This is a genomic window from Kangiella spongicola (genome assembly GCF_003194565.2).
Lineage (GTDB): Bacteria > Pseudomonadota > Gammaproteobacteria > Enterobacterales > Kangiellaceae > Kangiella > Kangiella spongicola.
This window is the reverse complement of sequence record NZ_QICH01000002.1, coordinates 173,078-187,226: the sequence shown is the minus strand read 5'-3', so window position 1 is coordinate 187,226 and position 14,149 is coordinate 173,078. Positions and strand designations below refer to the sequence as shown.

At 44.1% G+C, this 14,149-nt stretch carries 17 protein-coding genes; 14 read left to right on the top strand and 3 right to left on the bottom strand.

The annotated features are described in order from the left end of the window. Positions 1-22: 22 nt before the first annotated feature. The 14 genes from hisG (at position 23) to DL796_RS06415 (ending at position 12,784) form a co-directional block, all read left to right on the top strand. The gene (gene hisG, locus DL796_RS06480; RefSeq protein ID WP_110200902.1) at positions 23-871 is read left to right on the top strand and encodes an ATP phosphoribosyltransferase; all 849 of its coding nucleotides are present in this window, start codon (positions 23-25) and stop codon (positions 869-871) included. After that, positions 868-2,604 carry an aminotransferase class I/II-fold pyridoxal phosphate-dependent enzyme gene (locus DL796_RS06475; RefSeq protein ID WP_110200901.1) on the top strand — a complete coding sequence of 579 codons (1,737 nt, stop codon included), beginning with the start codon at positions 868-870 and terminating at the stop codon, positions 2,602-2,604. Before hisG ends, DL796_RS06475 begins: the two co-directional genes overlap by 4 nt. Next, complete coding sequence (gene hisB, locus DL796_RS06470) at positions 2,601-3,179, top strand: imidazoleglycerol-phosphate dehydratase HisB (RefSeq protein ID WP_110200900.1); 579 nt, start codon at positions 2,601-2,603, stop codon at positions 3,177-3,179. The genes DL796_RS06475 and hisB overlap by 4 nt, the downstream gene beginning before the upstream one ends. Further along, positions 3,176-3,778: an imidazole glycerol phosphate synthase subunit HisH gene (gene hisH, locus DL796_RS06465; protein ID WP_110200899.1), complete on the top strand. Its 603-nt coding sequence runs from the start codon at positions 3,176-3,178 to the stop codon at positions 3,776-3,778. Before hisB ends, hisH begins: the two co-directional genes overlap by 4 nt. Next, positions 3,763-4,545: an imidazole glycerol phosphate synthase subunit HisF gene (gene hisF / locus DL796_RS06460; protein WP_265090355.1), complete on the top strand. Its 783-nt coding sequence runs from the start codon at positions 3,763-3,765 to the stop codon at positions 4,543-4,545. Before hisH ends, hisF begins: the two co-directional genes overlap by 16 nt. A 19-nt stretch (positions 4,546-4,564) precedes the next feature. After that, a complete protein-coding gene (hisI, locus tag DL796_RS06455; protein WP_110200898.1) occupies positions 4,565-5,812 on the top strand; it encodes a phosphoribosyl-AMP cyclohydrolase in 1,248 nt (415 codons plus the stop codon). Beyond that, positions 5,802-7,025, top strand: coding sequence for a histidinol dehydrogenase (gene hisD / locus DL796_RS06450; RefSeq protein WP_110200897.1), 1,224 nt, complete (start codon positions 5,802-5,804; stop codon positions 7,023-7,025). Before hisI ends, hisD begins: the two co-directional genes overlap by 11 nt. A gap of 35 nt (positions 7,026-7,060) precedes the next feature. Beyond that, entirely contained in the window at positions 7,061-7,540 is a 480-nt protein-coding gene (ispF, locus tag DL796_RS06445) for a 2-C-methyl-D-erythritol 2,4-cyclodiphosphate synthase (RefSeq protein WP_110200896.1), read from the top strand. Next, positions 7,537-8,640 carry a tRNA pseudouridine(13) synthase TruD gene (truD, locus tag DL796_RS06440; RefSeq protein WP_110200895.1) on the top strand — a complete coding sequence of 368 codons (1,104 nt, stop codon included), beginning with the start codon at positions 7,537-7,539 and terminating at the stop codon, positions 8,638-8,640. The genes ispF and truD overlap by 4 nt, the downstream gene beginning before the upstream one ends. A 14-nt stretch (positions 8,641-8,654) precedes the next feature. Continuing rightward, the gene (surE, locus tag DL796_RS06435) at positions 8,655-9,407 is read left to right on the top strand and encodes a 5'/3'-nucleotidase SurE (protein ID WP_110200894.1); all 753 of its coding nucleotides are present in this window, start codon (positions 8,655-8,657) and stop codon (positions 9,405-9,407) included. A 15-nt stretch (positions 9,408-9,422) separates the two neighbouring features. Then, the gene (locus DL796_RS06430) at positions 9,423-10,091 is read left to right on the top strand and encodes a protein-L-isoaspartate(D-aspartate) O-methyltransferase (RefSeq protein ID WP_110200893.1); all 669 of its coding nucleotides are present in this window, start codon (positions 9,423-9,425) and stop codon (positions 10,089-10,091) included. Continuing rightward, on the top strand, positions 10,088-10,675 hold the full coding sequence (locus tag DL796_RS06425; RefSeq protein ID WP_110200892.1) for a YqaA family protein: 588 nt from the start codon (positions 10,088-10,090) through the stop codon (positions 10,673-10,675). Before DL796_RS06430 ends, DL796_RS06425 begins: the two co-directional genes overlap by 4 nt. Before the next feature lie 66 nt (positions 10,676-10,741). After that, positions 10,742-11,749 (top strand): peptidoglycan DD-metalloendopeptidase family protein, encoded by a 1,008-nt coding sequence (locus DL796_RS06420; protein WP_110200891.1) that lies wholly within the window; start codon positions 10,742-10,744, stop codon positions 11,747-11,749. Positions 11,750-12,421: 672 nt separating this feature from the next. After that, positions 12,422-12,784: a hypothetical protein gene (locus DL796_RS06415; RefSeq protein WP_110200889.1), complete on the top strand. Its 363-nt coding sequence runs from the start codon at positions 12,422-12,424 to the stop codon at positions 12,782-12,784. Between the two features lie 53 nt (positions 12,785-12,837). Here DL796_RS06415 and DL796_RS06410 read toward each other — a convergent pair whose 3' ends face one another. From DL796_RS06410 to DL796_RS06400, 3 genes are read right to left on the bottom strand one after another with little or no spacing between them, the layout of a single operon-like run. Continuing rightward, a complete protein-coding gene (locus tag DL796_RS06410; protein ID WP_110200888.1) occupies positions 12,838-13,116 on the bottom strand; it encodes a BolA family protein in 279 nt (92 codons plus the stop codon). A gap of 54 nt (positions 13,117-13,170) precedes the next feature. Further along, entirely contained in the window at positions 13,171-13,470 is a 300-nt protein-coding gene (locus tag DL796_RS06405; protein ID WP_110200887.1) for a YciI family protein, read from the bottom strand. A gap of 30 nt (positions 13,471-13,500) precedes the next feature. Further along, positions 13,501-14,061 (bottom strand): inner membrane-spanning protein YciB, encoded by a 561-nt coding sequence (locus DL796_RS06400; RefSeq protein ID WP_227593003.1) that lies wholly within the window; start codon positions 14,059-14,061, stop codon positions 13,501-13,503. Positions 14,062-14,149 lie beyond the last annotated feature (88 nt).

The following is a 14,149-nucleotide window of genomic DNA, read 5'->3' as shown; positions in this document are numbered from 1 at the left end:
TATCAATTTTAGGAGTAGTTAAATGGCGTTAAAGATGGTGATACCAAAAGGTAAGTTATACGACAAAGTGGAAGAATTATTGTCTGAGGCTGGCTTAACACTAGTGGGCAATAGTCGAAACTATCGACCGAACCTTTATGGATGCGATATCGAAGTTAAGTTATTGAAAAGTCAGAACATTCCAGAGATGGTGGCATTGGGGCAACACGATATAGGTTTTGCCGGAATGGACTGGATTATTGAGCAAGAGGCGGATGTCGATGTGTTACTTGACCTTGGTTTTAACCCGGTAAAGCTAGTTTCGTGTATTCCTGAAGAATGGGACTGGGAAGACGTCAAGCAGCGCAAAATAATTGTAGCTTCAGAGTATAAAAAGATTTCCAAAGACTACCTGACCAAGTTAGGAGTACCTTTTAAATTGCTCCGAGCTTATGGCGCGACTGAGGTTTTCCCTCCTGAAGATGCGGATATGATTATCGATAACACCAGTACCGGCTCAACCATTCGCGCTAATAGGCTCAAGATTGTCGATACAGTTCTCGAAAGCTCCACTCAGTTTATTGCCAATAAAAACGTTATGGATGACCCCGTCAAAAAGAAACAGATCGACGATTTATTGTTACTGATGCGCGGGGTTTTAAATGGCAGAAAGCGTGTTTTACTAGAGATGAACTGTTCGAAAGATACCATTGAAAGCGTGGTGAAGCTGTTGCCAGCTATGCGCTCACCAACGGTAAGCGAGCTTTATAATTCCGACGGTTTTGCCATTAAAGCCGCCATTGAACGCAAGCTGACCAAAGATTTAATCCCGCAGCTAATTTCGGCGGGGGCGACGGATATTCTAGAAACCCCAATCAGGAAAGCGCTATGAAACCTCTCTATCAAAACTCATTAATCCCAGATAGCGCCAAAGATAGAGCAAGACCATTGAAGCTCGACTTTAATGAACGCTCGGACAGCAAACCCTTGTGGTTAAGCGAAACGGCTATTTCTACCGAATGTTTATGGCGTTATCCAGACAAGTCAGGTCTTCAAATCTTGGCCAGTCAGTTTTATGGCATTGATGAAAGCCAGTTGTTACTAACTAATGGCGGCGATGAGGCCATTGAGCTTTTGTTTAAGTTTTCTTGTTTAAAGCAACGAAAACTAATTTTGCCATTACCAGCTTTCAGTCAGTACCTTGTGGGTAAAGACGTTTGGAATAGCAATATCGAGTTGGTTGAGCCTATGGACGATATGCGCATTGACTTACAAAGAGCTCAGAAATTACTAAAGAACGATTCAATATTAATTCTAACCAGCCCGAATAACCCCACAGGTGAACTAATCTCTTTCGATGATTTAGTTCGAACTTGTGACTTGGCGAAATCTAAAGATGCTTTGGTGTTTTTAGATGAAGCCTATATCGAGTTTGCATGTTATGAGTCGGATAAAACAATCGAGCTTATTAAGCAGTTTGATAACTTAATTGTTTTGAGAACCTTGTCAAAAGCGTTTGGCTTGGCGGGAATCCGCTGCGGCTATTTATTGGGGCAAGAATCGTTAGTGTCACAATTTTCGCGTTTGGCAATGCCATTCAATTTGCCTTCACCAACGATCGAGGTGGCTAAAAAAGCATTTACCGAAGCAGCGCGATTAGAAGTTAGAAACTATGCGCTCACTATCGCTCAAAACCGTGAGCAGCTTGTCTCATTATTAACCTCATCGGGCTTAAAAGTTGTCGACAGTAGCGCGAACTTTGTGTTTATTCAGGGAAGTGAAGCAAAGCTTCGGTTGATCACAGCTGCTTGCCAGAAGCGAAATATCGTTATTAAAACAGCGCTTTCAGGACTAAGCGTTAAGCAGTCTAGCGTTAAACAGTCTAACCTTAATCAAACAGCCATTCGCATAACCATTCCTTTTTATATCAAACCGTTATTGAGTGCGTTAAATCTCGCGCTAAAGCCAGAACTACTGTGTTTCGATATGGATGGTGTCTTAATTGATACCAGTAAAAGTTATGACGAGGCAATTAAAGCAACGGTGAAGGAGTTGAGTAGCAAAGCTATTTCTCAGGCGGATATTGAGCGCTTACGCAGCCAAGGCGGTTACAACAATGACTGGGTGCTTACGCAGGCATTAACGGCTGAAAAGTTAAAGCGCTTTTCCGAAGAGGTTGATTTCAACAAGGTTGTTGGGGTTTTTCAGAGGTATTACCAAGGTAACGGTAAGACTGAAGGGTTTAAGAACCTTGAACAGCCTCTGTTGAATGAAGAGCTAGCCACACGCTTATTTGTAACAGGCACAAAATCATTAAAAACTGCCATAGTGACGGGCCGACCGAAAGATGAGGCCGTAGAAGGTGCACGCTTAATCGGTGCTAAAAACAGCCTAATGGTGAGTGACGATGATGTTACTGAATCGAAGCCAAGCCCTGAGGGCGTAATCAAAGCGCTGCGTTATTACGGTAAAGAGAATTGTTGGATGTTGGGCGATACGCCTGACGATATGGCTGCCGCCAATGGTGCTGGCGCGTTAGCGATCGGCATTGGTAGTGATGAATTGTATGATTTTGGCGCGGACTTAGTGCTTGAATCAGTGAATGAGTTGGAGAGTTTGTTATGAATGAGAGCATAAGTATCAATCGTGAGACAAAAGAAACTTCAATTGAGTTGGCGTTAAATATCAACGGTCAACAAAAGGTCACGGTTAATACAGGTTTGCCTTTCTTTGACCACATGCTGAATCAGTTAGCTACCCATGCAGGTTGGGATCTGAGCTTGCAGTGTAAAGGCGACTTGGAAGTGGATGATCACCACTTAATTGAAGATGTGGCGATTTGCTTAGGGCAGGCTTTTAATCAAGCATGGCGACAGCAGGGAAATATTGTGCGCTATGGTCAACGTTTATTGCCAATGGATGCGAGTTTGTTAATGGTCGCGGTGGATGTTTGTGGGCGAGCTTATGCCGTAACTGATTTGCCTTTTACGCGCGAAAGTTTAGGCGGGATTGGTACTGAAATGTGGAAACACTTTTTTTATACCTTCGCTATTAATAGTGCCATTACTTTGCACATTAAAACTGAGTATTTCGATAACAATCACCACTTAATTGAGGCCAGCTTTAAAGGTCTAGCGTTTGCACTCCGAGAAGCACTACAAGTAACTCAGCGCGATAACAGCACTAAGGGTGTGTTATGAGCTGGCAGCCGCGAGATAAAACATTAGGTGTGATTAATACCAAGGCTGGAAATTTGTTTAGCTTATACGCATGCCTCAAGCGAATTGGTTTCAACACGGTACAGATAAATACCCCTGACGATATAAAAAATAAATCAGTCGATGCTTTGGTTATTCCAGGTCAAGGTCGGTTTGGGCAGGTCATGAAGCAGTTGACTGCGACTGGCTTGGATAAAAGCATCATTCAGTGGGTTCGACAGGGCAAACCTTTGCTTGGTATTTGCGTTGGGCTACAGGTGTTATTTGAACAGTCTGAGGAAGACCCAGGTGTTAGAGGCCTTGGAATTTTTGCAGGAAAGGTTGAGCGTTTAAATAGCCCTAAACAGCCGATGGTCGGTTGGTCGAAGTTGAATTCGAGCGTGGGCAGCATGGATGAAAAGGTAGTTTATTTCGTTAATAGCTTTGGCGTTAAACAATCGGCGGTGACTGCCGCTACCGTAACTTATGGCGAGCAGTTTGTCGCAGCAATCAATCAAGGCAATATTTGGGCCTTTCAATTCCACCCTGAAAAGTCAGGCGAGGTTGGCGAGGAGATTATTAAGCAATGTCTATGCAATTAGAAAATGTGAATAACGGTCTGATCCCACGAGTCATCGTGTGCCTTGATGTGGCTAATGGTCGAGTCGTTAAAGGGGTGAATTTTAAAGGCTTAACTGATATGGGTGATCCTGTTGAGTTAGTTTTGAGATACCAAGAGCAAGGCGCCGATGAAATTGTATTTCTAGATATTAAAGCAACGCTAGAGAATCGAGCGAATGCGCTAGATACGGTGCGGAGAGTGGCACAAAACTTATCGATTCCTTTTACCGTAGGCGGTGGTTTAAACAGCTACGCCGATGTTGAACAGTTCTTAAACGCGGGAGCCGATAAAGTCGCCTTAAACTCAGCTGCCGTAAAGACGCCAGAGTTGATCAATCAGATTGCAGAGGGCTTTGGCTCGCAATGCGTCGTCGTCGCGGTGGATGTTAATAAAGACGCAGTGGATGATTATGCGGTTTATGTCAGCGGTGGGCACGTCAGGACTGAACTTGATGCGTTTAGTTGGTTTGCAGAGGTCGAACAGCGCGGAGCAGGGGAAATACTACTGACTGCAATGCATCGCGATGGCACTGGTATAGGTTTTGATAATGAGCTTATGGCGAAAGTGGCCAAAGAGCGCAACATTCAAGTAATAGCTTCGGGCGGTGCAGCCAATGAGCAGCATTTTGTCGATACTTTTATGGCCGGAAGTGATGCTGCGTTAGCAGCAGGAATGTTCCATAGAGGTGAGTTAAGTATACAAGATGTTAAGCAAGCCCTAAGACAACAACAAATTTTAACGCGTTAAGCGAGAGTAGGTAGGTTAAATGTTAATTCCAAGTATTGATTTGTTAGATGGTAAAGCGGTTCAGTTAGAACAAGGTAACCCCGATAGAAAGATAGTTGAAGAAGAGGATGTGTTCGGGCTGTTAGAGCGCTTTAGCCTTTATGGTGAAGTGGCCATTATCGATTTAGACGCGGCACTCGGTCGAGGTAGCAACAAAGAACTGATTAAACAGCTGGTGAAAAAATATCCTTGTCGTGTTGGCGGCGGTATTCGTGATTATGATATTGCTAGAGAATACCTATCGGCTGGAGCCAAAAAGGTCATTTTAGGCACTTCATGTCGCGCTGACTTCGTGAAGAAGCTACCGAGTTCGCAGCTTATTTTTGCCATTGACGCTAAAGGCGATGATTGGGTCACGCACGGCTGGCAGTCGACCGATAGCATAAAAGTTTTAGACTTGATTGAAGAAATTCAAGGTAACTGTGCTGAGTTTTTATACACGCAGGTGCAAAAAGAAGGAATGCTAGGTGGCATTGACGAAGAGCGCGTTAAGTCGGTTGTTGAAACCTCAAAAATTCCTGTCACTGTTGCCGGCGGTATTACCACGCTGGATGATATAAAAACTATTAATGCGATTGGCGCTAATAGCCAGATTGGCATGTCAGTTTACACTGGCAAGCTCAAGCTCGATGAAGCGCTCATGAGCTGTTTGGATTTCGAAAAAGCTGAGCTTATTCCAACGGTGGTTCAAGACGTGGAAACCAATCAGGTCTTAATGTTGGCGTATTCGAATAAAGAATCGCTTACAGCCTCGATTGAGCGTAAGGCAGGGGTTTATTATAGCCGTTCGCGAGATGAGCTGTGGCAGAAAGGATTGACGAGCGGTAATACGCAAGAGTTGGTGAATATTGATTATGACTGCGATGGCGACACTTTGTTATTTAAGGTGAAGCAACAGGGAAACGCTTGTCACTTTGAGCGATACAGTTGCTTTGCTTCACAGTCGCCACAGTTTGATTTAAATCGTTTGAACCAGGTTTTTGAGCAACGATTACAGGAACTAGACACTGGCGAGGCCAAGTCATTCTCACAGAAGTTGTTCAGTGACGAAGCTTTGCAAATCGAGAAACTTAACGAAGAGTGCCAAGAGCTTATCGAAGCGCAAGATAATGATGAGGTGCGCTGGGAAGCGGCTGACTTAATTTTCTTTGCGCTGGTGAACGCTAAAGCCAAGGGAGTCGCACCGGCGGAGATTATTAGTGAATTGGGGGCTCGAAATGCAGACTAGTCAATCCATAATTCAGAATTGTAAGTCTTGGCAGCGTGAAACAAGTAACAGCCAATCAAATGTTACCTCAACAGTTAGCAGTCTCTTAAACAAGATTCAGCATGAAGGGGAGGCAGCTGTTAAGGAGTTTAGTCAGAGGTTCGACGGCTTTACTCCTGAATGGATTGAGCTAAAAGCACCTGAAGATTACGGCCTAGAGCCTGAGATGTTACAGGCGATTAAAGATGCCGGTTCTCGAATCAAAGCCTTTGCTCGCTTCCAAAAGGACAAGCTGACCGATAGCACTTATATGGACGATTGTGGTGAGTTTGGCTTTCGCTATAAGCCTATAGAGCGTATTGGTGCTTATATTCCTGGTGGGCGCTTTCCTTTGATTTCAACAGCGCTTATGACCTTGATACCGGCAAAGTTAGCGGGCTGTAGCGAACGTATCGCCTGCTCACCGTCAGCACACCCTGCGATATTAGCGGCGGCCAGTTTTGCTGGCGCTACGGCTTTTTTAAAGCTTGGTGGGGCACAAGCTATTGGCGCTCTAGCTTATGGCTACGAGTCAATGGAGCCTGTGCAGATGGTTGTCGGTCCTGGGAATCAGTACGTTAATACTGCCAAGCAGCTGTTGAGCCAGCGAATTCAGATTGATGTGGCCGCCGGCCCTAGTGAACTTTTGATTTTGGCGGATGAATTCATTAACCAAGAATGGATCATTGCGGATATGGCGGCGCAAGCTGAGCACGATCCGCAGGCTCAAAGCTTGTTAGTGTCCGATAGTTTAGAGCTACTGAATAGTGTTAAACAATCTCTTGAGTCCGCGCCAGAACTAAATAGCTTGTTAGAAAATCAACAAATTATATTGCTTAAAGCTGATGATATCAGCGATATGGTTGAGTTTAGTAATCAATATGCTCCTGAACACCTTTTATTGGCTGATGAGCGAATCGAACAATCTTTGTTGAACAACTTTGGCTCTTTGTTTGTCGGTGAAAATAGTGCGGTGGCTTATGGCGATTATTGTTCTGGCCCGAACCACACTTTACCGACGATGGGCACGGCTGATCGCTCTAGCGGCTTGAGTGTTTTAAGTTTCCTAAAAGTGCAGTCGATTCAGACGGTCAATGACAAAGGTCGCCAGAAATTGTCTGCCATTGGTGAAAAAATCGCTGAAGCGGAGCAATTGGTTTGGCATCAACGGTCAATGGCGGTAAGATCTCAATAATTATAAATTAGGCACTTTGTTGTTGGGATCTTCTTATGTTCAGAATTGGCCACGGATACGATGTCCATAAATTCGGTGGCGATAAACCGCTTATCTTAGGTGGTGTTCTATTTGAAGGAGAGCAAGGCTTAATCGCGCACTCTGATGGTGACGTGGTGTTGCATGCGGTGTGCGATGCTTTGCTTGGCGCAATTGCGAAAGGCGATATAGGGCACCATTTTCCGGATACTAGCGAAGAGTTCGCTGGTGCCGACAGCAAAGAGCTACTCAAGTCGGTCATGACGCTAGTGTCGAAAGAAGGCTATAAGCTAGGTAATCTGGACGTCACCATAGTGGCGCAAGCGCCTAAGATGGCGGTTAAAATCGATGCTATGAAAGATGTCTTATGCGCTATTTGTGATGCAGATTTCTCACAAGTGAACGTCAAAGCCACGACCACTGAAAAGTTAGGCTTTGTCGGTCGAAAAGAAGGCATTGCAGTCCATTCAGTATGCCTATTGCGGTCAGCCTCATGAGCGATTCTAAAGAGAACACATCGTCACACCCATTAAGCACGACTGAGTGCTATGAATGGAGCCGAATGCATGGTGAGCCACTAGGCACCGCGAATTTCAAGTCAGAACTTAGTGATTTCGTCGTAGAAGAAACTTTGCGTTTTGAGCTTTCCGGCGAGGGTGCGCACCATTTCCTGTATATCGAAAAGCAAAATATTAATACCGATATTGTTGTACAAAAACTTATTCGCTTCGCTGAAGTAAAACCTACAGATGTTGGCTATGCGGGTAAGAAGGATCGCTTTGCCATTACACGTCAGTGGTTTAGTGTGCAGCTGCCTCTGTTGCGCGAGATTGACTGGAGCGAGTTTAATGATGATGAGGTTAAGGTTTTAGAAGTTACGCGTCATGATAAGAAGCTTAGAATTGGTGCGGTAAAGTCTAACCATTTTGATATTCGCTTACGTGACCTTAACATTTCTCAAGAAGACTTCAAAAAACGTTTGGACAAGATTATCGAAGAGGGCTTCCCAAATTACTTTGGCGAACAACGTTTTGGCAATCGTGGCGCTAATTTAACTCGTGGTATCGATTTATTAATCAAGAATAAAAAGCTTAAAAATCGAAACTTACAGGGCTTACTCTTTTCTGCGGTGCGGTCATATCTTTATAACCATGTGGTTTCTGAGCGTATTAATAAAGGCTTGTCTGCAAAATTACTGCAAGGTGACTTTGTTATGCTAAGCGGCTCCGAGAAAGGGTTTGTTGTTGAGGATATTAGCGCTGAGCAACCACGCTTTATAGAGAATGATATTTTACTAACAGCACCCTTAGCAGGCTCGCGTCCACAGCCTATGCATGAAGCTTTGAGTTTTGAGGCGGAATGTCTGTCTGAATATCAAGTGCTTATCGAAAAGCTAGCCAACAAGCGCTTTAACGAAGAGCGCCGCGCCTTAAAGTGCTTTCCGAAAAATGTCACAAGCGAGTGGCATAATGAGACAGAAGTCAGCTTATCCTTTGACTTACCTAAAGGCGCTTTCGCCACCAGTATGCTTCGTGAGCTAGTGACTTTAGTTGAGCATAAGCCGGTTAAAGGTATGACAAACAACGAACACGACTAACGATTAATACGATTATGAAAATATTATTAAGTAATGACGATGGACACTTTGCCCCAGGATTAAGCGCACTATTCGACCATTTATCGAAAATTGCCGAGGTTACGACAGTGGCTCCCGATCGCAATCGTAGCGGAGCTAGTAATTCATTAACCTTGGATAAGCCGATTCGAGTAAACGAAACCGAGCGCGGTTTTTACTCGGTGACTGGGACGCCAACGGATTGTGTGCATCTCGGCACGCACCATTTAATGTCTGAGCGTCCTGACATGGTTGTCGCAGGAATTAACACTGGTGCCAACCTTGGCGACGACACCTTGTATTCAGGCACCGTAGCCGCCGCAATGGAAGGACGAGCCCTTGGTTATCCTGCTGTGGCTGTGTCGTTGGTGGGGCACGATTGTGAACATTATATTACTGCCGCCAAAGTCGCTGTGGACATTATTAAAGGCTTACAGCAGCACCCGATGGACAAAAACCGAGTGCTTAATATCAATGTGCCAGACCTTCCTTATGATAAATTAAAGGGAATTAAATTAACGCGCTTGGGAAATCGCCACCGTGCTGATACTATAATTCTCGATAAAGATCCAAAAGGTCGTCCTATTTATTGGTTGGGACCGCTGCCTGAAGGCCAAGATGTGGGGGAAGGTACTGATTTTCATGCGGTTTTGAATGGTTACGTCTCAGTGACGCCAATCAATGTCGATTTAACGGCATACAATAGTTTTGACGAGCTTGAAGACTTTTTAAAAACTATCGATAACTAATATAGATAATAATATATGAATGCGACACACATTTCGGGAATTGGCATGACCTCCGCGCGCACGCGCACTCGCCTTGTTGAGCGCTTACGAGCCGAAGGCATTAAGAACGAAGAACTATTAAAAATCATAGAGTTAACTCCTCGTCACCTGTTTATTGACGAAGGATTGTCGCATAGAGCGTATGAAGATACGGCTCTTCCGATTGGCTTGGGACAAACCATTTCGCAGCCTTATATCGTCGCTCGCATGACTGAAATGTTGATGGAGACGGGGAGCATGAATAAAGTGCTCGAAATTGGTACTGGCTGTGGTTATCAAACGTCTATTCTTTCGAAAGTGGCTAAGACTGTGTTCACGGTTGAGCGCATCCGAGCGCTACACATGCAGGCGCGCAAAACCTTGACCGGCATCGGTCAGCACAATATCCAATACCTTTTTGCCGATGGGTTTAATGGCTGGCATCAATATGCGCCATTCGACGGTATTATCGTTACTGCTGCGCCACCAAGTATTCCTGAAAAGCTCGTCAACCAGCTCGCTGATGGTGGTCGTATGATGATCCCCGTGGGCTCAACCAATGCCTCGCAAGATTTAATTCTAGTTCAGCGTAGAGGCACTAAAATTGAAGAAACCTTTATTGAAAAAGTGAAATTTGTGCCTTTGGTTGGTGGTGTTGCCCGATGAAAATCTTTACCAAAATGTATGATGCTTGTCTACGTTGGGCTCGTCATAAATACGCAGTTTATATCCTAGGGTTCGTCAGTTTTATTGAATCAATCTTTTTCCCTATTCCTACCGCCGTTATGTTAGCGCCGATGGCCCTGGCTAGACCTAATCGTGCGCTGTGGTTAGCTTTTGTAGCTATGGCGACTTCAGTGTTAGGTGGTGTCGTGGCCTATATTATTGGTGCTTTTGCCTTTCAATCGTGGGTCTATCCCTGGATTGTTGAGCTTGGCTATGGTGATACTTACAATCGGGCATATCAATGGTTTCTTGAATATGGTGTTTGGGTGGTTTTAGTGGCGGGATTCTCGCCAGTACCTTATAAAATTTTCACCTTAACTGCTGGTGCCATGAGCATGGCATTTGTTCCGTTTCTAGTGGCTTCAATTATCGCTCGAAGTGCCCAATTCTTCTTAATCGGTGGATTAGTGAAGTGGGGCGGGGAACAAATGGAGCATAAACTGCGTCAATATGTAGAGTGGATAGGTTGGGGCGTACTAATTTTGGGCGTTTTGGCTTACATCATTTACAACTTAGTCAATTAGTGGCTAAATACTCTTAGATTTCAACAGCTTGTACATTCGATTGTGGCAATAGGGATAAGCACACTGATGCAGAAAGAAACAAAAGACATTCTTAAGCGATCTGCCATTCGCTCCTTATGGATCGTTGCGATCGTCTTAGTGGTGTATTTGTTGCAAGGGTGTGGTAATCCTCGATTAGCGCCGGTTGAAGAGCGTGACGCCACAGGTAAAGGCGCCGAGATTCATAGTTTTTACCCGCCAAGCGAAGTTGATAACAGCCAGCAATATTATATCGTTCAGCCAGCGGATACCTTGTACTCCATCGCTTTTCGTTACGGCTTTGACTATGACACCCTGGCACAAGCCAACAATATCGACGCTACTTACACGATTTACCCTGGGCAAAAACTCGACTTAGAAAAAACACGTCGCTATGAAAGCGAGCATAGCGCTGATACCACTCAAGTCGCTAGCCAGGATAGAGCTAACAATAATCCTGTGGCTAGCCGCCGCGGTGTTCAAGAAGTCAGTCGTGGCGCCACTAAGGCTGTAGAGCAGCCAAAGGTCACGCCACCAAAAACAGCTAAACCAAACGAAACAAAAGCTGTAAAAAAGCCAGAAAGCAAAAAGACATCGACTACAAAACCACAAGCAAAGCGCGCTGAGCCAGTTAAAAAGCGACCAAAAACAAAACCTGCAACGACCAAGTCGTTCACCAGCAAACCAGTTAAGTATTGGATGTGGCCAAATATGGGCAAGGTTATAACCCGCTTCACAGGTGTCAAAGGCTCTCGAGGGATAGATATTGCTGGCAATATGGGCGAGCCCGTTAGAGCCGCAGCTCCAGGGCTTGTGGTCTATTCAGGGCGTGGATTAAGAGGTTATGGCAACCTTATCATCATTAAGCACAATAACGACTTCATTAGCGCCTACGCACACAATAAGCGCCTACTGGTTAAAGAAAACGAAATCATCAAGGCTGGACAAAAGATTGCGGAAATAGGTAATACCGACTCGGATATTCCAAAACTCCACTTCGAAATTCGCTACAAAGGAAAGCCGGTTGACCCGTTGAGGTACTTGCCGAAGCGGTAAAGTTTACTAACAGGGATAGGTGATGACGAAATTCTATATAGCTTACGCAATAAACTTAATGTGTCTGTCGCATTTTCTCTTTAGGGGAGGATTGAGGCTCAGCCGCTTCCAAATTGCCATTACCTGCATCATTTTCTTAGTACCTTTCCTAGGTACCATCCTGTATTTACTATGGTACCTATGGAACCCTCCACCCCCTGCACCGCATCATCTCAGGCAAAATTCTCAAAATGACTTTGGGAAGACTGAGTTTTTGATTCATGCTCATGTGGATAGCAAAAGCTATGGCCTAAAGCCATATAAGCATGTGAAACTTAAACCCAAGAAATTTGATGTTGAAGCAAGTGATTGTCTTAAAACTAAGCTGGTATTGCGGGCTAAACCTTTTCGAGCGTTTCTTGGATTGTTGGGGATAGTACTCATCATAACAGGGGTAATAACTCTGGAAAGTGGGGAACTAAGTTACGCGAATTGGCGGGGGTTAGAAGTGTTCGCGCCTGCGAGCATTCTAATAGGTGTCCTGCTCATATGTTTGTCGATAAAAAAGAAAAAAGCAGTATAAATAGAGTCTATTAGAGCCGAGTCCAGAACTTGTTGCCGCGCATTGAGGCTTTAAATGAAGTGTATTGTTTGGACAATCATCAGAAACGATACAGGGAAATGGTAAGGATTATGATAAAGAAAGTATACAGTTTATGCCTTTTGGCGTTATTAATATCATCTTGTAGCGCGAATTCTAATTTTGACTCCGTTGAATTGGTTGGCAATAGTTATGAGGCAGGCAGTGAGTGGTGCAGTGATTTTGAGTTAACGCAGGATGAAGTGCATAGCTTCTTTGTTAAAGCTGAAGAACTAACAGCTTCTCAGTACCATAATGAATATGATCACATCGATTGTTTTGTAACTGGTACTGTTAATTATAAAACGTCTTCTTGTCAGTTTAAGGTGTGGGCAGGCGCCACAGCTGAATTAAAGTGCGGAGAGAAAGAATACCTATTGGGTTGTAAAGAGTGTGAGTTTACGGGAGCTCAATAGAGCTTAAGAAGGCTTAATTAACCTAAAGCCTTCTCAAGCAGAGGATGGGTTACCTACTTTACTACTTTAATCGCCAGCGCATGGATATCCGTTTGCATCATGTCGCCTAAGGCGTTGTAAATCATACGGTGCTGTTGAAGCATACGTTTTCCCTCTAGGGCGTCACTTTTGATAAGCACAGTAAAGTGCCCAAGACCACCTTTGGCGCCTTCGTGGCCAATGTGTTTGTGGCTATCATCGATAATTTCAAGTTGTTCTGGCTGTAAAGCGTCTGAAATCAGTTGGTGCATTTTTTCGATTCGAGACGTATTGTCTGGTGCTTGTTGTGTCATGACCTTTTCCAATTCTTTAAATGTGGGTGGGCTTTGCCTTTAGCTAGTTAGCAATTAAGGCAAAACTTTTTTATAGGGTTTTACGGTGACGTTTTGGTAAACGCCCGCTTCAATATAAGGATCTGCTTTTGCCCAGCTTTTAGCATCTTCTAAAGAGTCAAATTCAGCGACAATTAGGCTACCGGTAAAGCCAGCTTCAGCGGGATCGTTAGCATCGATTGCTGGTAATGGTCCAGCCATGATAAGGCGACCTTCATTCTTTAGGGCTTGAAGGCGTTCAATATGCGCTGGTCGAGCGTTCGCGCGTAGAGGCAAGGAGTTTTCAACGTCCTCTGAATAAATCATATACAGCATAAGGTTTCCTTTTAAATAATACTTTTGGCTTCAAGGCTTAGACTGCTCTTCTTCTAAGTGAATATGCTCTTTAAGCATGACTATGCTAACAATCATAAGGACAAACAATAATACAAACATACTGATCAATTTAAAGTAGAACCAAAAGTCGGTACTGAAATTAAAGGCGACGTAAAGGTTGAGGCCACCGTAAGCCGCTAGTGTTAAAACCCAGATCCAATTAATTTTAACCAGTAAATGCTCTGGTGCTGAGTCTTTTATCAGTCCGCTGGATTTTGTTAAATCTTGAATCACGTATTTCTTAGAGAACACCTGCCTGATGAGGATAAATAAAGCACCACCCCAAACTGCGACGCTGGTTTTCCACTTAATAAAGTCATCGTCATCGAAATAATAGGCCAAAGCGACTAAAGCCAAGCCTAGTAAAAATAGTGCAACGTGGCTTTTTTTAAGCTCTTTTTTGGTGAAGTAATGAACAATCATTTGCACCAAGGTTAAGCCACTCCAAACCGCTGCGGCGAGGATTAAGTTCTTTGTGAATAAATAAACGGCGATAAAACCGACGATAGGGTAGTTTTCTTTTAAAAACATGCTAAATATACCTAATTAATGGCTCGCTAAGTTTACCTTATTGCAAAAGGTAGGCAAACTATCGGTATCAACTATTAACGCGACTTCT